This window comes from Shewanella sp. 1180_01 (genome assembly GCF_052850535.1).
The window spans coordinates 1-21,893 of record NZ_VXCT01000034.1 but is presented as its reverse complement, the minus strand read 5'-3'; the positions used below and the strand labels follow the sequence as shown (position 1 = coordinate 21,893).

The window sequence follows — 21,893 nt, the reverse complement described above, 5'->3', positions numbered from 1 at the left end:
TAGTACGTGAATGATTAAGGGAAAGCTAAGGCTTTCCCTTTTTTATCTCTATGATTTTATCTCTTTTATCGATCAATACCCGTTTCATCCGCTGCCACAATTTCAGTCTCAGCTTTAGCCGCACTCATCCACGCCTGCATTTCCGGACAGCTGATCACATGCTGCATATAGGCACGGCTTGCCTGCGAGACTTCAACACCGTAGGTGAGAAAGCGCATGACCACAGGCGCAAACATCATGTCGGCAATCGACCATTGGCCAAATAACCAAGTACCTTCAGCATGTGATGGGGCGAACTCGGCCATTTGTGCTGACCAAATCGCATCGATGCGCTCAATGTCTTTGCGGACCGCATCAGTGAGCTCAACATAACGGCTCGCGCGTATGTTCATTGGTAGAGCGTTACGCACGGCATTAAAGCCAGAATGCATTTCACTGGCAATCGATCTGGCCTTGGCTTTTTGTTTAGGATCTTGCGGCCATGCACTACCGGCAAGATAGGTGTCGTTGAGGTATTCGCAAATCGAGAGTGAATCCCATACCGTGATATTACCATCGACTAATGTCGGTACTTTTAACGTCGGCGAAATGGCTTTGAGTTGCTGATAAAAGCTGTCGGTATCGAGTTGCAGCAATACTTCGTTGAACTGCACGCCAGATTTCGCGGCCATTAACCAAGCCCGCAGTGACCAGCTAGAGTAGTTTTTATTGCCAATATAAAGATCCATTGTTTGTCCTTGAGTGAAATGCTGAGTGTTTCTGCAAAGCTACTATATGGGCTCATTTCACCTATGACTAATGAATTAAATCTAGCTTCTTAATTTCTATATACCTAGTTGAGACTGCGTTGTAAGCGATAGAAGTAGTCATGCCATTCTGCCTGCGCCGTTGCGGCTTGTTCATCGTCGACCAATTCGAATTTAACTGTTTGCCCTGGGCGAGTTTGGGCCGATCTTCCAAAGATCGGCTTCAATAATTACGGCTATTTGCGGATGACTGCTGGTGGTCTGCGCATCGGCAAGTAACACGAGTGGTTGCCCTGAAGCGGAGACTTGAACTACTCCGGGCGTGACTGTGTGTGATTGCACAGGGAATGGCTTCGCCAATGTTAACGTATCACCTTTGAGTATTGCACTCGCACGATCACTTTCCGCTGAAAGTTGCCACTGTGTTTGCCAGAATGTTTGCTGAGATTTCAACGAGAAGGCTTGAGTGTGCTTGGTCGCGAGTGCGCGAATATGCCCATCCCAACTTTTTTGAATTGCACCGACTTGCCTTCTTAGTGGATGAGCAGAACCTAAGGTCAGGCGATCGCCCGCTTCTAATGCGCGGCCATGAAATCCACCGATACCTGAGGTTAAATCGGTAGCGGCAGAATTCATCACTAGCGGTACTTTAACGCCGCCATCAACGGCAATATAAGCACGCATGCCTTTATTTCCCCCTCTAAGACTGAGTTTTTGCCCTGCCTTAATGGAGTAACGCCAGCCGCAAACTATGGGCTTATTGTCTATACGAGCATCGAAATCGGCACCGGTTAAGGCAATCCAAGCGTCGCGTTTAAACAAAAAAATCGATTGGCCGAAGGTCAATTCTAATACGGGTGTGTTATCTGGGTTTGATAATAGGCGGTTTGCTAAACACAGGGCAGGTCTATCTAAGGCGCCAGCTTGGGTTACACCTAAATGTCGGTATCCCATGCGTCCGAGATCTTGAACTGTGGTTAGTGCACCCGCTTTTATTACCTCGATCATCAAATATTCCGTCGTTAGCTGGCGAGTATGTCGTGAATGACTTAAAGGGAGACGAAATACGTATCACTTTATTAAGGGTGGACATATTGTCAGCTAAATGATGCCAGAATGTAAGTTTTTTGAGGTTTCAAGTTGTAACCAAGATTGTCTTTATAAAGGCAGCAATAGCGGGATTGTAGACGTCAGAAATGAATTGAATATGTTACACTTAAGCAAGCCATTAGCATGTCTGCAACGTATTTATATATAGCTTAAGCGGATCAAAATGGATTTATGATGGGCAATATTTAACTGACTTTTTAACAATTATTTATAATGACAGGTTGATGCTTCTTGATTAAATCACTTTTTAATAAGCTCTTTAATATTCGCGATACAGCGACGGTTGAGAGACCCAAAAGTTTTTCAACCACTGACTTAGGTAAATCGCTTGAACCTGCGCGAAAGCCAGCTAAACCTCTCGAAGACATTAGTGTGGTATCAGTGGATTTAGCCGCACTTTTTTATAGTTTGTTGTTTCCGACACGGGTTAAGGACACTGGCGGTGTAGCTAATAATCTTGAACGTCGAGTCATGGTGGAGATAGAGCAGGCCTTGGCATCGCCACAAGTGATCGCCGAAAAAGTGCTAAAGCTGCCGTCAAAGGTATTGGAGCTAGATCGTAAGCTGGCCGATCCTCAGTTTGATATTAAGGATCTATTAGCGCTTATTGAGCGAGATCCTTTACTGAGTATTGAGGTACTTAAGCTATGTAATTCCCCCGCGTTTAAACGTAGCGATAGGGATATCACCAGTTTGCAGCAGGCTTTGGTACAGCTTGGTCGTGAACAGTTGAGAAAGTTTGTTACCACTTGTCTAGTGCGTGAAATGTTGGATATCAAGCCAATCTATTTCCGTCGTTTTGGGGCTGAAATTTGGCGCCATTCGATGCAGGTTGCTTTTCTTGCCAGTGAGTTAAGCGATGAAGATCAAGATACGGCTTTTTTGTTGGGTTTATTACACGATGTCGGCAAGCTGGCCATTTTTAAAATGCTTCTCGATGCATTTGTACAGGCAGAGCCGGGAGAACAGCCTAATTCTGGTTTATTTAGACAAGTGATGACGACGAAATCGTTAGCCTTAAGTTCATTGCTCGCTAAGCATTGGCAGTTACCCAATACCTTTGAAACAGAATTAGACAAGCTTGCCAGTGTGAACTCGCGCCCGCAAGCTGGGCTAGCTGCTGTGGTATGGCGGGCGAATGTGATCAGCGAGATTTCTATGCTGCATCAAGCAGGGCAATTGTCCCCTGAGATTCTGGCGAATTTACTGCAGCAAGTTAACTTAGATCAAACACAATTTGATGGCTTACATCAAAAACTACTGCAGTTTTGATTAGGCCATGTAATACGTTGGATATAAGAAATTAGGGCAATAAAAAACGCGCTAATGAGCGCGTTTTTTATAAAGCGATAATTTAAAAACGTTAGTATCGTTATTGCAGTAGTGATATATCCGCGACGTGCAGGAACTGCTCGCGTAGATTATTCAACAATGCTAAGCGATTGTTTTTCAACGCTTCATCATCTACCATGACCATCACATCTTCGAAGAACTGATCCACGCTTTCACGTAGGCCAGCTAACAAGGTTAAGGCTTGTTGGTAATCGGCATTGGCAAACAAAGGTGCCAGCAGTGGTTGCAGCTCGTTCAACTTGGCCGCTAATGCTTGCTCTGCGGCTTCAGTTAACAGACTCGCATTGATCGTTGTCGGTAAAGCACCTTCAACCTTAGCCAGAATGTTGGATACACGTTTGTTCGCTGCCGCAAGTGCGCTAGAAGCTTCTAGGCTTCTAAAGTGTGATACCGCATTGATACGGCTATCAAAATCAGCTGGGCGTGTTGGGCGACGTGCTAGCACGGCTAAGATCACATCAACACCAATACCTTTATCTTGATACCAAGCACGGAAACGAGCCATTAAGAATTCAAGCACTTCCTCTGCTGCGTTTGCGTTGCTTAAGTTAGTACCGTGGAGTTCCTGAGCCTTAGCAATCAGCGTTACTAAATCCAGTGGCAGTTTGTTCTCTACGATAATACGCAGCACACCAATGGCGGCACGGCGTAGGGCAAAGGGATCGGCTGCGCCTTTTGGTGCTTGGCCAATACCAAAGATACCGACTAAAGTATCGAGCTTATCTGCTAATGCGACTGCGCAAGATACGCCAGCACTAGGCACTGTATCGCCAGAGAACTTAGGCTTGTATTGCTCTTCCATTGCAACCGCAACGGCTTCGGTTTCACCATCGAGGCGGGCGTAGTGCATGCCCATAGTGCCTTGAGTGTCGGTAAACTCCATCACCATATTGGTCATCAAATCGGTTTTAGATAACAAACCTGCACGGGCTGCATCAACCGCATTCGCGCCAGTTTGTCCGGCAATAAAGGCGGCTAGGGCAGAAATACGATTCACTTTGTCTTTTAAGGTGCCGAGCTGTTGTTGGAACAGGACGGTTTCTAGGCTAGGTAAACGTGATTCCAGCGTGTGTTTTTTATCGGTATTAAAAAAGAACTCAGCATCAGCCAAGCGCGGGCGAACCACTTTCTCGTTACCAGAGATAATTTGCGCGGGATCTTTTGATTCGATATTGGCCACAAAGATAAAGTTTGGCAGTAACTTGCCCGCGTCATCAAAGACAGGGAAGTATTTTTGATCGCCTTTCATGGTATAGACCAAAGCTTCAGACGGTACACTTAAGAATTTTTCTTCGAAGCTAGCGGTCAATACCACAGGCCATTCAACCAAAGAGGTGACCTCTTCAAGCAGGCTATCTTCAATATCCGCTGTGCCACCAATCTTAGCGGCGGCTTTTTCGGCATCGGCTTTGATTAATGCTTTACGGCTTTCGTAATCGGCGATGACTTTGCCTTTTTCTTTTAGGTCGGCAAGGTAGTGATCAGCGTGTGCTAATTCAAACTGCTTGAGCCCCATAAAGCGGTGACCGCGAATAGTGCGCGCCGATTTAATACCCAGCAATTCACCTTCAATCAACTCACTGCCTAACAAGATAGTGGCTGTATGAACGGGGCGAATAAATTGGGTTTTATTATTGCCCCAACGCATTGGCTTAGGAATGGGCAATTTATCGAGTGCACGTTGCGCCATAGCAGCGATTAAACTTTTTGTTTCGACGCCTTCAACTTTGGCGTTATGGACTAACCATTCGCCTTTATCTGTAACTAAACGTTCGGCTTGTTCAACAGTAATACCATTACCACGTGCCCAACCTTCGGCAGCTTTAGTCGGTTTGCCTTCAGCATCAAATGCTGAACTCACTGCTGGGCCGCGTTTTTCAACCACTTTGTCAGCTTGTGCAAGGGCAAGTTCAGTGACGTTAATTGCCAGACGACGTGGCGCTGCGTACCAAACGGCTGAGCTGAACGCTAAATCGGCTTTGGTGAGTTCTTCAGTAAAGTTAGCTAAAAAGGATTCAGCCAGTTTACGTAGTGACTTAGGTGGTAATTCTTCCGTGCCTAACTCTATGAGTAAGTTTTCAAAATTCATGTTTTTACCTCTACTTACACATTGGGAAGCCAAGCGCTTCGCGTGCCTGATAATAAGATTCAGCGACCGCTTTCGCCATAGTACGAACGCGTAAGATGTAGCGTTGGCGCTCGGTAACTGAAATGGCATGGCGGGCATCGAGCAGGTTGAAGGCGTGTGAGGCTTTCATCACTTGCTCGTATGCGGGCAGAGGTAAAGGTTTTTCTAGCGACAATAAATGCTGACACATTTTTTCGCACTGATCGAACAGGGTGAACATAAAGTCCACATCGGCGTGCTCGAAGTTATAGGTCGATTGCTCGACTTCATTTTGATGGAACACATCACCATAGGTGATGCGGCCCAGTGGACCATCGGTCCATACGAGATCATAAACACTATCTACGCCTTGGATATACATGGCCAGACGCTCTAGGCCATAGGTGATTTCACCTGTGACTGGGCTGCATTCGATGCCGCCAACCTGTTGGAAGTACGTAAACTGAGTCACTTCCATACCATTAAGCCAAACTTCCCAGCCTAAGCCCCAAGCACCTAGTGTTGGTGATTCCCAGTTATCTTCCACAAAGCGGATATCGTGGATTTGAGTATCAATACCCAGTGCTTGCAGTGAGCCTAAATACAGCTCTTGAATATTGTCAGGAGAAGGCTTCAACACGACTTGGAATTGGTAGTAGTGCTGCAGACGGTTAGGGTTTTCACCGTAACGACCGTCCGTAGGGCGGCGCGATGGCTGCACATAGGCACTGCTCATAGGTTCTGGCCCTAAAGAACGTAGGAAAGTTTGTGGGTGGAATGTTCCAGCGCCGACTTCCATATCTAGAGGTTGAACGATTGCACAGCCTTGCTGTGCCCAATATTCCTGCAGGGTGAGAATGAAACCCTGAAATGTTTTTACGTCGTGTTTTGTCGTCATGTCTACTTGTCTACTGCCGTCAGCCTGAATAGAAAATGGGTTCGATTATACCTTGTAGATATCTGCTTATGTAGGTTATTTTTTACCTTCTTAATTAAAACAATAAGGTTATATACCATGGAAGAGATCCGTTGTGGCTGGGTAAGTGATGATCCCTTGTATCGTGAGTATCATGACAAAGTGTGGGGGCGGCCGGTTTATGATCCTAAGGAGCTGTTTGCTAAGTTGTGTTTAGACGGTCAACAGGCCGGATTATCGTGGATTACGATCCTGAAGAAACAACAAAACTATGAGCAGGCCTTTGCCAATTTTGAACCAGAAGTGATTGCTGGCTTTGATGAGGCGAAAGTGGAGGAACTTATGTTGAATCCCGGCATAGTGCGCAATCGCTTGAAGGTGAACTCTATCATCAAGAATGCCAAAGGATATTTGGCCTATACTGCCGATGGGAAGGATTTCTCTGCATTCTTATGGAGCTTTGTTGGGGGTAAGCCCATAGTGAATCAGTTTACTGCTATGTCGCAGGTTCCAGCACAAACGCCAGAATCAGAAGCCATGTCAAAAGCGTTAAAGAAGCTTGGATTTAATTTTGTCGGCCCAACAATTTGTTATGCCTTTATGCAGGCGGTGGGTATGGTGAATGACCACCTTGTAGAGTGTATTTCCTACCAGGCCTGTGTTGATTCCTGTGCCGGTCAGCATAACTGCGAACATCAGTAATCGCTCATCTTGCTGATGTGATGTAGGGCAGTACTCATAGCAATATTCGAGTTCTTGTCCATATACACAATAAACAATGCACAAAATGTAAAAAAGCATGTTCCACGTGGAACATGCTTTTATCTTCATTGGTGATATCTGGTTAAACCAAATAATTAAAACAGTAAAGCAACTCTCCCATTCTAGCCTTGAGGATAGAGTTTAGATTTTCTCAAAGAAAAATGGCTTACGTTTTTCCTTATCCCCATTAAGCTCATTCATCGTCTCAGCATCAAAAAGCTTACCGTTGACCATGGTATAAGTGACTTTATCTGTAACGCGAATATCGGCTAATGGATCACCATCAATAACGATTAAGTCTGCGAGCTTACCTTCTTTAATCGAGCCTAGCTGTTGTTCCATACCAAAGGTTGTCGCAGGATTAATGGTGGCCGTTTTCAATACTTCCATATTGCTCATGCCGCCTTGGGCGAACATCCACATTTCCCAATGTGCCGCTAAACCTTCACGCTGACCGTGGGCGCCAATATTGGGGTGAACCCCTAACTTATTTAGTTCGTTAGCCACTTTAGCAACATTGAAATGATTGTAGTGGCCATCTGGTGCATGCGGGCGTCGCATGGATCTCGCCTGCAAGATATCGGCGGGGACATACATAGACAGACGTGGATGCGCCCACACATCGGTTTTATCGTACCAGTAGTTTTCGCCTGAAATACCGCCATAGGCAACCACTAAGGTTGGCGTGTAACCGACTTTAGTTTGGCTCCAGAATTGTTTGATATCGTTATAAATCGCCGCGACAGGCAAAGAGTGCTCAACCGTTGTATGGCCATCGGCGACCATAGTGAGATTGTGTTGTAGCAAACTGCCACCCTCTGGCACGACCATCATTTCGAGTTCGCGAGCGGCAGCGATGACTTGTTGCCTCTGATTACGGCGTGGTTGGTTGTAGCTTTTTACGTTAAAGGCTCCGACTTTTTTCAGACGTTCAAGATGAAACTTGGCATCATCGAGTGAGTCTATGTGTGATGTGTAGCCTGGCGCATTGGCACCATACAATATGGTACCAGTAGAGAAAATACGCGGGCCAACTATGTGTCCTGCTTTTTGTTGTTCGGAAGCGGCAAAAATCTCTGTCGTGTCATTCGAGGGATCGTGAATAGTGGTGACACCTAAGGAAAGGCCAGAATAAAGCGCCCAATTCTGTTGTGGCACAATTTCATCATCTGCTTGCGGTCCATGGGCGTGGGCATCGAATAGCCCTGGCATGATGGATTTGCCTTTGATGTCGATGATCTGTGCATCTTTTGGAATCGCGATATTGGCATCACCTACGGCGACAATATGATTGTCTTTGACTATGACCACGCCATTGTCGATGACTTGGTCATATTCCATTGTAATCACTTTGCCACCGATGAAGGCGATTGTTCCACGTGGAACATCGGCCTTTTCGGTAAAGCCTAAATTGATAATGCTTGGCTGAGCTTTTTCATCTTTGCTGAGATATTGAGTATCAACCTTGGCTTGATAAAGTTCGGGGCCAAGCGTCCAATACAGTTGGTTGCTTTTACTGTTCCAACTGATACTTTCACCCGCACGGACACTCAATTGACTTACGGGTAAATTGTTGGCATTGGGGCCAATCTCAACGGTTTCACCGTGTTTAGCAAAAGGTGTCACCCAAACCTTAAAGCGTTCAGCAAAGGCGAGTTGCTCACCATCGGGTGAAACCCTAAATTCTGTCGCATGCTTACTGCTGTAATGAATTCGCTTATCGAAGCCATCTAAGTTGATAGATGATAACTGTGGTGTTTCATCTTCGCTGCTATTCATAAAAAAGACGCGATCGGTATTGGCACCAAATTGAGCTTGGTAGCCATCGGCACTGATCTTGATATTTTGTTTGCCTTTGATATCGACTTTATAGAGTCCTGGTTCTTGCGACCAAGTTCTAGGTGTGAGATTGCCACCTTGGGTTTTACGATACACCACAAGTTCACCATCGGGTGAAAAGGTGGGTTCTACGTACTTTCCTGGCTCAGATGTTAGCTGCTTAGGTTTGCCACCTTTGGCGCTAATGACTTGTACTGTTCCTTGGTCTTGGTCATTCCAAGTGGTGAAAACAATATTTTTGCCATCGCGTGACCATTGTGGATACAGTTCTTCAATCCCATTATTGAGTTCAGTTAAGCGCGACATTTTTCCATCGGGCAATGATTTTAACCAAATCTTCCCCAGTGCTTCGAAGGCGACTTTACTGCCATCGGGAGAAACCTGTGCCATACGCAGCATTTTTACATCGAAAACGTCTTTATCAATGTCTTGCTTAAAGCGTACTGAGGGTTGTACTGCTAACTCAGTTTTTACGCTAAAGGGGATATCTGTGAGTGTTTTGCTGGCAATATTCAGGCGGTTAATCTTTCCTTTAGCCCAGAAGAAAATATCCTTGTTATCTTGAGTCCACGCCATAGTCGGGTAGACGCCGTGGATTGCCCAAGTCTCTTGCATATCACGGTCTAGTTCGCCAAATAATTTAGTGGTTTCACCAGACTTGAGGTCGAGCAGGTAGAGTGATGAGTTAAAGTCATCACGCTTTATATAGGCGAGTTTAGTGCCATCAGGACTCGGTGTTGGTCTAATCGCGCCACCGGTACCTTCTATCAAGATTTCAATATTCCCGGTTTGGGTATCATAACGTTTGATTTTGTAGATACCGTTAACTGAATCTTTCGAGTAATGGAAGGTTTTACCTGGCGTATCATCTTGGCTAAAGTAGATATAACGGCCATCGGGCGAGTACGCGGGTTCGCCTAAATCTTTCTGATCATTTGGGCGTTCAGTTAGTTTGACGCCTTCGCCGCCCGCTACGTGGTATAGCCACACTTCACCCGCACCTAAACTGCGGCTGGCGGTAAAATGCTTACGTGCAACAAGATACTGAGAGCCAGGGCTCCAAGCTGGACTGTTTAGCAACCTGAATGTTTCTTGGGTGACAGTTCGTGGATTGCTACCATCGGCATCCATGATCCAAATGTTATCACCACCATCGCCATCCGAGGTAAATGCGATGTGTTTGCCATCTGGGCTATAGACGGGCTGCATCTGCCAAGCAATGCCTTGGGCTAATGGCTTAGCTTCACCGCCGGTTACTGGGATTTGGTAAATGTCGCCGAGCAAGTCGAAGACAATATGCTTGCCATCTGGACTGACACTAAGGTTCATCCAAGTACCTTCATTAACATCAATTTTGACTTGCTCTAAGGGAGCATTTGCTGGAGCGTTAACATTCCATTCGGCCTCCTTAGTTTCTGCTGCGTTAACGGCGAGGGTATTCATACCTAGAGCGAGGGCGATATAAAGCGGGGTAAGTTTAGATTTCAACATGTCACTTCCTGTTATCGTTCTTATGGACTGCTTGAGTGGTATTAATTTTAAGATGAACTTTTGTTAATACTTAGTCTAGTTATCGCATAAATAGGAAAGAAGGAAAACGTAAATACTGTTTCAATTGATGACCGAGGGAAGGGAAAAGTAACGGCGATATGGATAAGAGAGCTGGCATAGCAGAAATAGAACCAAGTCACTTGGTTCTATTTATTGAGGAGTATGGAGATTTAACTAAGAGTGGCTGACTAGAAGGGAATAAAATTAGCTTGGATTAACCAGAGTGATCTCATCGCCTAAGTGGATCATGGCATCATTCAATACTCGGCAGGTTACACCACCACGCCAATCTGGCGTGAGCGCGGCTTCTAAACCGACATGCGCTATTTCCATCTTTTTACAGGGGTCGGTCTCACCCGTGATTTCAAGTCGCAACTCACCGATCTGTAAATGTTTACCAACATCGGCACTGCTAAATACGAGATCATCCACCAGCAGATTTGCTCTGCGAGTCGTCCAAGGTAAATCTGCCTCGATACTATTACAGGCCTGTTGCCACTGAAGTTTGGAAAGCACAGTGACTTGGCGTTTGCCTGGGCGACCAAACACATCTTTCTCTACGCCACTGAGTTGGGTGACATTGGCACAGAGAACTTCATTCATTGGGCCGCGTTTTACAGTTTTATAGGCTATCGCCAGCAGTTTTGGCATAGTTTCTCACATCCTTTGTTCATGATTAAGTCGTTAACGGATACGACTTAAAGTCCTTTTTTGATCAAATATTGATATGGCGTTTGTGTGGTTTCACTGGCAATTAAGGTGTGATCCATAAATTCACAAAAGCTTGGAATATCGCGCGTCGTCGCAGGGTCATCGGCAATGATCAGCAGTGTCTCGCCGGCAGCCATTTGTCTTACGGTTTTACGCACCATCATTACAGGCTCTGGGCAGCGTAAACCAAGAGCATCGAGTCTATGCTGTGCGGTTGAGAAAGCGTCGTTCATATTACCTCTACTGAACGGTTAAGCATAATTAGCTAATGTTACTCCAGCCCCCATGATAAACCAAGTTGGCGGTTTCAATTTGTGATCTGGTTTTATTGATGTGTTCTATCAATACGAATGTTAGATATAGAATGTTCCACGTGGAACATTAATGGCGAATGTGGGTTTCAATGTTACTCGACGGCTTTATCAATGCTGCGAGATTGAGTGATTGGATGGACTTCTGCGGTACTATTCTCTGATACTAAATCATTTGCCGCCGCCATAGTTTGCTGCTGTTTGGATGCACGTTTATAGCTATACATTCGCTGATCGGCTTTATGAATTAAGCTGTTGGCTTCTTCATACTCATAGGGGCCAGTATCAATAATGCCAAAGCTTAAGGAAATATTGTTTAAACTGAGTTTTATTTGTTGATTGAATCGAGTGATAAAATTATCCCTAGCTTGTTCTTCACGGCAGTTAGGCATGATGATACAGAACTCGTCTCCACCATAACGAAAGCAATAATCTTCGGCACGAGTAGTGGCTTTAATTGCTTTGGCGACGGCGCACAGTACTTCATCACCCGATCTGTGGCCTTGGGTATCATTAAATAATTTAAAATCATCTACATCTAAGTAGATGACACATACGGGCTCGGCGCGTCTTTGGGCAGCTCTGAGTATGCGAGTTGCGGTTTCTTGCAAGTGCCTTACATTGAGCAAACCTGTTAAGGGATCGGTTTGCGACAGTTCTTCTAACTGCTGGGTTCGCTCTTTGACTTTGCTTTCCATGCTTTGGGCATATTTCTCGGCCTTATCCTTAGCGTTCTCAATCTCGGAGACTAAGCTGCGAATATAAGTATCGAAGACTAGCGTGACATCAAATAGCACCAGTTTATCAATTGCGGCTCGAATACGTTCGCCATGATGTACATCTTCTACTGAGCTGTTGATCACTGCATAGATCAACTCCTTGAGTGTGTGCACCGCAGACAGGTAAAGTTTGGGTTCAACACCAATACGTTTATGCACTAAACCAATCCGCAGGCGATTGTTTACGTATTCAAGGTCATAAACACCATTAAATAAATCGAGTACATATCTTCTCTGTGCGGTACGCAAGCGGGCAAGGGTGTCTGAGTCTCCGATCAGCAGCGCAATTTCTGATACGCTGGTTTGTAACCCGTAAAAGTCATCGACGATTTTATCTATGTTTTCTTCAATGATGGGTTTAAAGGATTGCAAGGCCTTTACGTCCGCCGCAGTAAAAGAGAAGAGCGCCTTACGAGACTCGATCTCCAGCTCAGTGATCCGCATTTGTTCGAAAAGGGTCTGTTCCGTTTGTAGCATCAGGCATTCCTCTGGTAAAACAACGAATTGCATCCTTGCACTACACTGCCTAGATTTGGCTGATGATTACTTGTCTGTGGTTGACACAATAGCCAGTGATGCCCTTGTAGTTAAGTTGATAACGGACTGATTTTCAAATGAACAGCAGAAGAAATGAGAAATATTAATATTTACGCTGGCAGAAAATTTGGCATAAAAAAGCCGGAACAAGTTCCGGCTTTGAAATTATTCGAGTAACGAATTAAACGCGTTCGAATACAGTGGCTATACCTTGGCCTAAACCAATACACATGGTCGCTAACCCTAAGGTCGCGTCTTTGTCTTCCATTAAGTTGATCAGCGTCGTAGAGATACGAGCGCCTGAACAACCCAGTGGGTGACCTAGTGCAATTGCGCCGCCGTTGAGGTTGATTTTGTCATCAACCACATCTGCTAAACCTAAATCTTTCACACAAGGTAAAGACTGAGCAGCAAACGCTTCGTTAAGTTCAATCACATCTAAATCGGCAACGGTAATACCAGCTCGAGCTAGAGCTTTTTGCGTGGCTGGCACTGGGCCGTAACCCATGATAGCCGCGTCACAACCTGCAACCGCCATAGAGCGAATACGTGCACGAATCGGCAAGCCAAGTGCGCGCGCTTTAGATTCTTCCATGATCAACATGGCTGAGGCGCCATCAGACAGTGCAGAAGAAGTACCAGCAGTTACAGTACCATTTACTGGATCAAATACGGGGCGCAGCGCAGCCAGAGATTCCATTGTGGTTTCTGGGCGGATCACTTCGTCTTGCAGGACTTTAATTAAGGCACCGTTAGCATCGTGACCTTCAATGCCATAGATTTCTTTGGCAAAGCGGCCTTCAATCGTCGCTGCATAAGCACGTTGGTGTGAACGTACCGCAAACGCATCTTGCTGTTCACGGGTAATACCGTGCAGTTTACCCAGCATTTCAGCCGTTAAACCCATCATGCCAGAGGCTTTTGCCACGTTGTTAGCAAGACCTGGGTGGAAGTCGACACCATGGCTCATTGGCACGTGGCCCATGTGTTCTACGCCACCAATAATAAAGGTGTCGCCCATGCCAGTCATAATCGCACGTGCAGCTTGGTGGATAGCATCCATTGATGAACCACATAGGCGGTTAACCGTCACAGCGCCAGCGGTCTTTGGAATGCCCGCTAATAGCGAAGCGTTACGGGCGATGTTGAAGCCTTGCTCTAGGGTTTGTTGCACACAACCCCAAATCACGTCTTCAATCAGGTTTGGGTCGAGTTGCGGGTTACGCAGCAACAGACCTTTCATTAGTTCGGCAGACAGAGTTTCTGCACGCACATTACGAAATACGCCAGCCTTTGAGCGGCCCATCGGAGTACGGATGCAGTCTACGATAACAGCTTGTTTCATGATTAAATTCCTTTCCCGCTAATTAGGCTTGGTAGTAGCTACCGTTATTGGCTGCTAATGTGCGCATCGCATCAGTGACTTGATACAGACCGCCCAAGTGAGCGTATTTGTCTGCTAAGGCCACAAAGTTTGCGACACCCATGGTATCCAAGTAACGGAACACGCCGCCTCTGAATGGCGGGAAACCTAAGCCATAAACTAGGCCCATATCCGCTTCGGCAGGCGATGCGACAATACCTTCTTCTAAACAGCGCACGGTTTCGATGATCATAGGGATCATAGTACGGGCAATAATGTCATCGGCTTCGAAGGCTTTTAACTCGCCAAAGGCATCTTTCAATAGACCGTAGCTTGTTGGATCGACATCTTTCTTCGGCTTGCCACGGCTATCGACTGAATAGACATAGAAACCTTTACCATTTTTCTGGCCAAGACGTTTGCTCTCAAACATCACATCAATCGCGTCAGTGCCTGATTTACCCATGCGATCAGGGAAACCTTCAGCCATAACAGCTTGGGCGTGATGACCTGTGTCTAAACCGACTACGTCGAGCAGGTAAGCTGGACCCATTGGCCAACCGAACTGTTTTTCCATCACTTTGTCGATTGCAGCAAAGTCGCCACCTTCGGCAAGTAAGCCGTTAAAACCTGCAAAGTAAGGGAAGAGTACACGGTTAACGAAGAAGCCTGGGCAATCATTAACAACGATTGGGGTCTTGCCCATTTTGCTGGCATAAGCCACAACAGAGGCGATGGTTTCTTCAGAGCTATGCTCGCCACGGATAACTTCGACCAACGGCATTTTGTGCACTGGGTTGAAGAAATGCATACCGCAGAAACGTTCAGGTTTCTTCATGCTCTTAGCGAGCAAGTTGATTGAAATTGTTGAGGTGTTTGAGGCGATAATTGCATCTTCACTTACATAGCCTTCAACTTCGGCTAAAACCTGTGCTTTGATTTTTGGATGTTCAACAACAGCTTCAACGACAACATCACTGTGTTTAATCGCGGCATAATCTAATGAAGGCGTGATGTTGTTCAGTACTTTGGCCATTTTTTCTGGCGTTGAACGGCCACGGGCGACTTGGGCAGACAGCAGTTTAGCGGCTTCATTGAGACCCAAATCTAATGCTGGCTGGGCAATGTCTTTCATGACAATCGGTGTGCCTTTGCTGGCGCTTTGGTAAGCGATGCCGCCGCCCATAATGCCTGCGCCTAATACGGCCGCGTTGTTGACTTCTTTCGCTAACTTGCCGGCTTTCTTCGCTTTACCTTTAACAAATTGATCATTAAGGAAAATACCGATAAGTGCTTTAGCTACGTCAGTTTTAGCCAGCTTGATAAAGGCTTGATGTTCGATTTGTAATGCTTCAGCACGACCTTTAGTCGATGCTTGCTCAATCACGCTTACAGCAGCCATTGGTGCAGGGTAGTGTTTACCCGCAACCGCAAACACCATACCTTTGGCTGTGGTGAATGACATCATAGCTTCAAGTTTTGGCAGTGTTAGCGCAGACAGTTTACGGTTACGACGTGCTTGCCAATCCAGCTTTTCAGCAACAGCATCTTTCAGCATTTGAATCGCAGCAGCTTCTAACGCTTGTGGTGCAACCACGGCATCAACAGCGCCGACTTTCAGTGCATCTTCAGCGCGTTGGTCTTTACCTGTGGTAATCCACTCAAGTGCGTTATCTGCACCAATCACACGTGGCAGACGAACTGTGCCGCCAAAACCTGGGATGATGCCGAGTTTAGTTTCAGGTAAACCGATTTTGGCTGTGGTGTCTGCGATACGGAAATCGGTTGCCAGAATGGTTTCACAGCCGCCACCTAAGGCAAAGCCTTTGATTGCTGATGCAGTTGGGAAAGGCAAGTCTTCGAGTTTGTTGAAGACTGCGTTGGCTTGTTCAACCCAAGAGAGCAATACGGCGTCATCTTGTGCGAACAGGCCTAAAAATTCGGTAATGTCTGCGCCCACAATAAAGGTATCTTTACTTGAGGTCAGCACTAACGCTTTGATATTGGAATCTTGCTTGATGCTGTCTAATGCCGCATCGAGCGAGGCGAGGGTTTCTCTGTCGAATTTGTTCACCGAACCGGGTGCGTTAAAGCACAGCTTGGCAATATTATCCTCGAGTAACTCAACCTGAATTGTAGGACTTTGGTAGATCATTGCTTGCTTCCTTTTGGCTTAAAAGTGATACCCACCATTATGTGTTGGTGCTAGTACGACTCTCTATCTCACAGCAGCTTCGGCCATCATTTGACCAGTTGTGTGCCAGTGTGCTTCGAAATTCGATAAATTACAACACCCAATTTAAACGACTGTTTAATTTCTTGTCGGCTAGAGTGATTTTTCACCTTTGTGATACACTGCACAGAGTGTAGAACACCTAGAATGCGTTAAATCACTTTGCGGATAAATAGGTCTTTGTGGCTGTTTACCTTAGACGTTTAAACGTTGCAGCCATGCTAGGATTGAACATAACTCTTAAAGATAATCATGACGTTATCGCTTTAATGTTCTTTGTTCAGCGGCCATGTATTTTAGATTGAGTGACAGTTTAGTGTTTTGATTGAATCTGTTGTTCATGATCAGATTAAGAATATGTGAGCAAATTCGGCTCATATTATTCACTTTTATTCATTGCAGGAGATGACAAATGGATCAGTTGGCTCATCACTATCGTGCCCATATTGCCGAGTTAAACCGTCGAGTCGCAGAGATTTTGTCTCGAGAAGCTTTGTCTGGTTTAGTGATCCATTCGGGTCAGCCGCATCGGATGTTTTTAGATGATATCAATTATCCCTTTAAGGCAAACCCGCACTTCAAGGCATGGTTGCCAGTACTGGATAATCCGAATTGTTGGTTGGTGGTTAACGGCCGTGATAAGCCGCAGTTGATTTTCTATCGTCCTGTGGATTTTTGGCACAAAGTGTCTGATGTGCCAGATATGTTTTGGACTGAGTATTTCGATATTAAGCTGCTAACTAAGGCTGATAAGATCGCTGAGTTTTTACCGACAGATATCGCTAATTGGGCCTATTTAGGTGAGCATTTAGATGTGGCCGAAGTGCTGGGTTTTACCAGTCGTAATCCCGATGCTGTGATGAGTTATCTGCATTACCACAGAACCACTAAAACCGAATATGAGCTGGAATGTATGCGCCGCGCGAATCAAATTGCGGTGCAGGGACATTTGGCGGCTAAAAATGCCTTTTATAATGGTGCGAGCGAGTTCGAAATCCAGCAGCACTATTTATCTGCCGTAGGCCAGAGCGAGAACGAAGTGCCCTATGGCAATATCATCGCTCTTAACCAAAATGCGGCGATTTTGCATTACACCGCACTCGAACACCAAAGCCCTGCGAAACGTTTGTCATTTCTTATCGATGCCGGCGCGAGTTACTTTGGCTATGCCTCTGATATCACCAGAACTTATGCATTCGAGAAGAATCGTTTCGATGAGTTGATCACTGCGATGAACAAGGCGCAGCTAGAGCTTATCGACATGATGCGTCCGGGCGTGCGTTATCCCGATTTACACTTGGCCACCCATGCTAAAGTCGCGCAAATGCTATTGGATTTTAATTTAGCCACAGGTGATGCCCAAGGTTTGGTCGATCAAGGCATAACCAGTGCTTTCTTCCCCCATGGCTTAGGCCATATGTTAGGCCTACAAGTGCATGATGTTGGCGGCTTCTCCCACGATGAACGCGGAACTCATATTGCGGCGCCAGAGGCTCATCCATTCCTACGTTGCACGCGCATTTTAGCGCCAAACCAAGTGCTGACCATGGAACCCGGGTTATACATCATCGATACTCTGCTTAATGAGCTTAAACAAGATAGTCGTGGCCAACAGATCAATTGGCAAACGGTGGATGAGTTAAGACCTTTTGGCGGTATTCGCATCGAAGATAACGTCATAGTGCATCAAGATAGAAACGAGAACATGACCCGTGAACTCGGCTTGACCGATTGATCATAGGGTAAAGATTAGGGCGGATGTGTGCTCGAAAGTTATAGCGTTCCCTGTGAAGCTATCGTGATTGAAGAAGAGATAAAGCATAGCCGCTTTATCTCTTTTCTCTTTCATTGCGATAGCTTTGATAAATTTAAGTTAGTACTCGCTGACATAAAGCGTGACTATCCCGGCGCCAGCCATTATTGCTCTGCTTTTGTGGCTGGCGCACCGGATGATAGCGTCTTGATTGGTTCGAGTGATGATGGTGAGCCAGCAGGCAGTGCTGGTCGCCCTATGTTAGCTGTGTTGCAAGGGGCAAATATTGGCGAAGTGGGCGCTGTTGTGGTGCGTTTTTATGGCGGAACTAAGCTAGGCGTAGGTGGACTGGTTCGGGCTTATACGTCGGGCTTAAGGCAAGGTTTGGTTCAATTGCCAACGCGACTAAAACAGTTACGTTATCCTGCCAAGTTGCATTGTGATTATGCGCAGCTGCGCGATGTGGAACATCTATTACAGCAAGTCGATGCCGTGATTATCGATAAGCAATTTGCTGAAGCGGTCGATATTGTGTTCGAGATAGGCAGGCAGCAACAGGCATTACTGTGTGAGTCGCTGGCGACGCTCAGTCAGGGAAGTTTGAGGCCTGAGTTTGAGCTGTGATGCCTGCGTAAATTATGCCAAAATAGCCCAAATGCTGAAAATACCTTTGCAGCCAATGGAATGATTGAACTCGCTTAATGCAATATAAAACCATAATACGAATCATAGGCCTGCTGATTGGTTTATTTTCAATCACTATGCTGCCACCAGCACTGATCGCTGTTTGGTATAACGATGGCGGCGGCACGGCGTTTATGCAGGCATTTTTTGTCAGCCTATTTATTGGTTTCTGGCTCTGGTATCCCAATCGCCACTGTAAAGAAGAATTGCGTACCCGAGAGGGTTTCTTGATTGTGGTCCTGTTCTGGACCGTACTGGGTTCTATCGGTGCTTTACCGTTTATCTTCTCGAGTCAACCCGACCTCAGCTGGACCGATAGTTTCTTCGAATCTTTCTCAGCGTTAACCACCACCGGAGCCACAGTGATTGTCGGGCTCGACTTCTTACCTAAAGCCATTCTGTTTTATCGCCACATGCTGCAATGGCTCGGCGGTATGGGGATTATTGTGCTCGCCGTGGCGATTTTACCTGTGCTTGGCGTCGGGGGAATGCAGCTCTATCGCGCTGAAATTCCGGGCCCAGTGAAAGACAGTAAGATGACACCGCGGATCGCCGAAACCGCTAAGGCACTGTGGTATATCTATTTATTGTTAACTATTTCCTGTGCGACCGCCTATTGGCTGGCGGGCATGAGTGTGTTCGATGCGGTTTGCCATTCATTTTCAACTATCGCTATTGGTGGTTTTTCGACCCACGATGCTAGCATGGGGTATTTCGATAGTTCAGTGATTAACCTTATTTGTGTATTCTTTTTAATCGTTTCTGCGGTTAACTTTAGCGTGCATTTTGCGGCATTTTCGCGGCGAGGAATTAACGTTAGAGTGTATTTTAAAGATGCCGAATTTAAGATGCTGGTGGCGATTCAACTCATTCTTACCGCGATTTGTTTCCTCACGCTTTATCATTCGGGCATTTATGATTCGCCGGAAGAAACCTTAGATCATGCCTTATTTCAGGCTGTTTCCGTGGCCACTACCGCAGGGTTTGGTACTGAAAGCTTCCACATGTGGCCGCTGTTTTTACCTATTCTATTGATATTTTCGAGCTTTATCGGTGGCTGTGGTGGCTCAACTGCGGGTGGGATTAAGGTGATTCGGGTCATTTTGCTGCTGTTACAGGGCTCGCGCGAATTAAAGCGACTGGTTCATCCTAAGGCGATGTTCTCTATCCGTATCGGTTCTAAAGCCTTGCCTGATCGCGTTGTCGATGCCGTGTGGGGATTCTTCTCTGCCTATGCGCTGGTGTTTGTGATCTGTATGCTTGCACTCATGGCGATGGGATTAGATGATATTACTGCCTTTAGTGCCACCGCAGCTTGCTTAAACAACCTAGGCCCAGGCTTAGGCGCGGTAGCCAGTAACTACGCCAGTATTGGCGATGGCGCCAAATGGGTATTGGTCGCGGCTATGCTGTTTGGTCGCCTCGAAGTATTTACCTTACTGATTTTGTTTACGCCAACTTTTTGGAAGAATTAATCATGCAGACGTTAATAATCTATTCGACGATTGATGGCCAAACATTGGCAATTTGCCAAAAAATGAAGACGATTGCTGAGCAGGCGGGAGAACAGGTTTCGCTGGTCACATTAGCGCAGGCTGATGCGTTGAGCTTAGCTGATTTTGATAAAGTACTGATCGGCGCCAGTATTCGTTATGGTAAGCATAGACCTGAACTTTACCAGTTTGTGAACCGCCACCATGCGGTGCTCGATACTAAGATTAATGGCTTTTTTACCGTTAATGTCGTGGCGCGCAAACCCTTAAAGAATACGCCTGAAACCAATCCTTATATGCAAAAATTCCTGCAATTATCACTATGGCAGCCACAGTTGCTTGAAGTGTTTGCGGGCAAGATTGATTATCCTAAATACGGTTTCTTCGATCGTACTATGATACGTTTCATCATGTGGATGACTAAAGGGCCAACCGATATCACAGGCACCTTTGAGTTTACCGATTGGGAAAAAGTCGACGCCTTCGGTAACCGCTTTAGCCAACACTAAAAATCATTAAGCCCTAATCACTTGCAAGCGATTAGGGCTTAAATTTAAGCTAGCTTTACCGTGTTACACTGCGCAGTAGCGGCTATGCAGAATCGAAATCACTTGGGTGACTTGTTCGTTCTTGAGCTTGTAGTAAACAATTTGCGAGCTCTTACGGGTATCCACCAGATCTTCAGCGCGTAATACGGCTAAATGCTGGGATAGTGCCGACTGGCTTAATGGCACAGTGGCATTGAGTTCAGTTACGCTCAACTCTTTGTCTAGTAATAGGCATAAAATCATTAGGCGATAAGGGTTCGCTATGGCCTTAAGCCATTTAGCCGCACTTTCCGCATTAGTTACCATTGCAGCTACATCTATGTCATTTTGCATAAGGTCACTCACTTCATCGCTTTTGATTAGATAATTCTAATTGAACACCTGTGTTTACGCAATCATACTGCTCAGCCATGCAGATCTCAATTTTTGCATCTCAGAATATGAGATACGGCTGATTTGTGATCCTATCAGAGGTTTATTTAACGTAATCTTGCCACAATGGTGACATTAACTCAGTGGATCGGTAATTCCCTATGACACGCGTTCTCGTACTTTATTTTACCCGTGGTGGCCACACAGCCAAGATTGCCAATGCAATTGCCGACCAATTAACCTTTCGTGGCGCTAAGGTTGATCTCGTTGATATCAATAGTGCTGCCGCAACTTGTATCAATTGGCCCGATTACGAGGTCGTCGCCTTAGGTGCCTGCGTACTCTATGGCACCTATGATAAGAGTGTATTCAAGTTTATCGAGCAGCATGCAGAGGCTTTGGGTGCATTGCCAAACAGTTTCTTCTGCGTCAACGTGGTAGCGAGAAATCCAGAAAAACGTATTCCTGAGAATAATAAATATCTGCAAAAGTTCATCGCCTTATCGCCGTGGACGCCAGCCGATCTTAAAATTATTGCGGGGAAAGTGGATTATCCTTCATGGCCTTGGTACGACAGGTGGATGATCCAGTTGATTATGAAGATGACCAAAGGCCCAACCGATCCTAAGTCGGTTATCGACTACACCGACTGGGCAGATGTGAAGGTCTATGCCGATCATCTGCTTGAACTCGTCGACGTTACCGCTATTTAGGACGGGTCAGGC

Annotated in this window: 17 protein-coding genes and 1 pseudogene; 7 read left to right on the top strand and 11 right to left on the bottom strand. The window is 45.9% G+C overall.

Annotated features, from left to right (window positions below; genetic code table 11):
* Positions 1-65: 65 nt before the first annotated feature.
* Together FW758_RS16370 and FW758_RS16365 are read right to left on the bottom strand one after the other, a co-directional pair.
* A complete protein-coding gene (locus FW758_RS16370; protein ID WP_446445938.1) occupies positions 66-728 on the bottom strand; it encodes a glutathione S-transferase family protein in 663 nt (220 codons plus the stop codon).
* Positions 729-832: 104 nt separating this feature from the next.
* Positions 833-1,754: pseudogene (locus tag FW758_RS16365) on the bottom strand (5-oxoprolinase subunit C family protein).
* 333 nt (positions 1,755-2,087) lie between these two features.
* Between FW758_RS16365 and FW758_RS16360 the strand changes: the two are divergent.
* Entirely contained in the window at positions 2,088-3,128 is a 1,041-nt protein-coding gene (locus FW758_RS16360) for an HDOD domain-containing protein (RefSeq protein WP_446445937.1), read from the top strand.
* Positions 3,129-3,228: 100 nt separating this feature from the next.
* On the opposite strand, the gene glyS is transcribed toward FW758_RS16360, so the two are convergent.
* Both glyS and glyQ read right to left on the bottom strand, forming a co-directional pair.
* On the bottom strand, positions 3,229-5,298 hold the full coding sequence (glyS, locus tag FW758_RS16355; RefSeq protein ID WP_446445936.1) for a glycine--tRNA ligase subunit beta: 2,070 nt from the start codon (positions 5,296-5,298) through the stop codon (positions 3,229-3,231).
* A 10-nt stretch (positions 5,299-5,308) separates the two neighbouring features.
* A complete protein-coding gene (gene glyQ, locus FW758_RS16350; RefSeq protein WP_219235734.1) occupies positions 5,309-6,214 on the bottom strand; it encodes a glycine--tRNA ligase subunit alpha in 906 nt (301 codons plus the stop codon).
* Between the two features lie 117 nt (positions 6,215-6,331).
* On the opposite strand from glyQ, the gene FW758_RS16345 reads away from it, so the two are divergent.
* On the top strand, positions 6,332-6,934 hold the full coding sequence (locus FW758_RS16345) for a DNA-3-methyladenine glycosylase I (protein ID WP_006083813.1): 603 nt from the start codon (positions 6,332-6,334) through the stop codon (positions 6,932-6,934).
* 201 nt (positions 6,935-7,135) lie between these two features.
* Here FW758_RS16345 and FW758_RS16340 read toward each other — a convergent pair whose 3' ends face one another.
* The 6 genes from FW758_RS16340 to fadB form a co-directional block, all read right to left on the bottom strand.
* The gene (locus FW758_RS16340) at positions 7,136-10,324 is read right to left on the bottom strand and encodes an amidohydrolase family protein (protein WP_446445935.1); all 3,189 of its coding nucleotides are present in this window, start codon (positions 10,322-10,324) and stop codon (positions 7,136-7,138) included.
* 264 nt (positions 10,325-10,588) lie between these two features.
* The gene (locus tag FW758_RS16335; RefSeq protein ID WP_259523869.1) at positions 10,589-11,035 is read right to left on the bottom strand and encodes an MOSC domain-containing protein; all 447 of its coding nucleotides are present in this window, start codon (positions 11,033-11,035) and stop codon (positions 10,589-10,591) included.
* Positions 11,036-11,082: 47 nt separating this feature from the next.
* A complete protein-coding gene (gene tusA / locus FW758_RS16330) occupies positions 11,083-11,328 on the bottom strand; it encodes a sulfurtransferase TusA (RefSeq protein ID WP_006083810.1) in 246 nt (81 codons plus the stop codon).
* A gap of 173 nt (positions 11,329-11,501) precedes the next feature.
* On the bottom strand, positions 11,502-12,662 hold the full coding sequence (locus FW758_RS16325) for a diguanylate cyclase domain-containing protein (RefSeq protein ID WP_342901059.1): 1,161 nt from the start codon (positions 12,660-12,662) through the stop codon (positions 11,502-11,504).
* Between the two features lie 241 nt (positions 12,663-12,903).
* Positions 12,904-14,067, bottom strand: a complete 1,164-nt coding sequence (gene fadA / locus FW758_RS16320; protein WP_014609502.1) for an acetyl-CoA C-acyltransferase FadA — start codon at positions 14,065-14,067, stop codon at positions 12,904-12,906.
* Positions 14,068-14,089: 22 nt separating this feature from the next.
* On the bottom strand, positions 14,090-16,240 hold the full coding sequence (gene fadB / locus FW758_RS16315; RefSeq protein ID WP_261273063.1) for a fatty acid oxidation complex subunit alpha FadB: 2,151 nt from the start codon (positions 16,238-16,240) through the stop codon (positions 14,090-14,092).
* A gap of 490 nt (positions 16,241-16,730) precedes the next feature.
* Here fadB and pepQ point away from each other — a divergent pair, with 490 nt between their 5' ends.
* The 4 genes from pepQ (at position 16,731) to hemG (FW758_RS16295) (ending at position 20,757) form a co-directional block, all read left to right on the top strand.
* On the top strand, positions 16,731-18,053 hold the full coding sequence (pepQ, locus tag FW758_RS16310; RefSeq protein ID WP_446445934.1) for a Xaa-Pro dipeptidase: 1,323 nt from the start codon (positions 16,731-16,733) through the stop codon (positions 18,051-18,053).
* Positions 18,054-18,080: 27 nt separating this feature from the next.
* Positions 18,081-18,695, top strand: a complete 615-nt coding sequence (locus tag FW758_RS16305) for a YigZ family protein (RefSeq protein WP_427649903.1) — start codon at positions 18,081-18,083, stop codon at positions 18,693-18,695.
* Between the two features lie 77 nt (positions 18,696-18,772).
* Entirely contained in the window at positions 18,773-20,230 is a 1,458-nt protein-coding gene (locus tag FW758_RS16300; RefSeq protein ID WP_006083804.1) for a TrkH family potassium uptake protein, read from the top strand.
* A 2-nt stretch (positions 20,231-20,232) separates the two neighbouring features.
* Positions 20,233-20,757 carry a menaquinone-dependent protoporphyrinogen IX dehydrogenase gene (gene hemG, locus FW758_RS16295; protein ID WP_413490815.1) on the top strand — a complete coding sequence of 175 codons (525 nt, stop codon included), beginning with the start codon at positions 20,233-20,235 and terminating at the stop codon, positions 20,755-20,757.
* Between the two features lie 63 nt (positions 20,758-20,820).
* Here the strand turns inward: hemG (FW758_RS16295) and FW758_RS16290 are convergent, their stop codons facing one another.
* Entirely contained in the window at positions 20,821-21,129 is a 309-nt protein-coding gene (locus tag FW758_RS16290) for an ArsR/SmtB family transcription factor (protein ID WP_006083802.1), read from the bottom strand.
* 200 nt (positions 21,130-21,329) lie between these two features.
* Here FW758_RS16290 and hemG (FW758_RS16285) point away from each other — a divergent pair, with 200 nt between their 5' ends.
* Positions 21,330-21,881 (top strand): menaquinone-dependent protoporphyrinogen IX dehydrogenase, encoded by a 552-nt coding sequence (hemG, locus tag FW758_RS16285; protein WP_006083801.1) that lies wholly within the window; start codon positions 21,330-21,332, stop codon positions 21,879-21,881.
* Positions 21,882-21,893 lie beyond the last annotated feature (12 nt).

Excerpts from the sequence above, each read along its gene's own strand:
- FW758_RS16370 (WP_446445938.1), bottom strand. The coding sequence starts at position 728 with ATGGATCTTTATATTGGCAATAAAAACTACTCTAGCTGGTCACTGCGG.
- glyS (WP_446445936.1), bottom strand. The coding sequence starts at position 5,298 with ATGAATTTTGAAAACTTACTCATAGAGTTAGGCACGGAAGAATTACCA.
- glyQ (WP_219235734.1), bottom strand. The coding sequence starts at position 6,214 with ATGACGACAAAACACGACGTAAAAACATTTCAGGGTTTCATTCTCACC.
- FW758_RS16345 (WP_006083813.1), top strand. The coding sequence starts at position 6,332 with ATGGAAGAGATCCGTTGTGGCTGGGTAAGTGATGATCCCTTGTATCGT.
- FW758_RS16340 (WP_446445935.1), bottom strand. The coding sequence starts at position 10,324 with ATGTTGAAATCTAAACTTACCCCGCTTTATATCGCCCTCGCTCTAGGT.
- FW758_RS16335 (WP_259523869.1), bottom strand. The coding sequence starts at position 11,035 with ATGCCAAAACTGCTGGCGATAGCCTATAAAACTGTAAAACGCGGCCCA.
- tusA (WP_006083810.1), bottom strand. The coding sequence starts at position 11,328 with ATGAACGACGCTTTCTCAACCGCACAGCATAGACTCGATGCTCTTGGT.
- FW758_RS16325 (WP_342901059.1), bottom strand. The coding sequence starts at position 12,662 with ATGCTACAAACGGAACAGACCCTTTTCGAACAAATGCGGATCACTGAG.
- fadA (WP_014609502.1), bottom strand. The coding sequence starts at position 14,067 with ATGAAACAAGCTGTTATCGTAGACTGCATCCGTACTCCGATGGGCCGC.
- fadB (WP_261273063.1), bottom strand. The coding sequence starts at position 16,240 with ATGATCTACCAAAGTCCTACAATTCAGGTTGAGTTACTCGAGGATAAT.
- pepQ (WP_446445934.1), top strand. The coding sequence starts at position 16,731 with ATGGATCAGTTGGCTCATCACTATCGTGCCCATATTGCCGAGTTAAAC.
- FW758_RS16300 (WP_006083804.1), top strand. The coding sequence starts at position 18,773 with ATGCAATATAAAACCATAATACGAATCATAGGCCTGCTGATTGGTTTA.
- hemG (WP_413490815.1), top strand. The coding sequence starts at position 20,233 with ATGCAGACGTTAATAATCTATTCGACGATTGATGGCCAAACATTGGCA.
- FW758_RS16290 (WP_006083802.1), bottom strand. The coding sequence starts at position 21,129 with ATGCAAAATGACATAGATGTAGCTGCAATGGTAACTAATGCGGAAAGT.
- hemG (WP_006083801.1), top strand. The coding sequence starts at position 21,330 with ATGACACGCGTTCTCGTACTTTATTTTACCCGTGGTGGCCACACAGCC.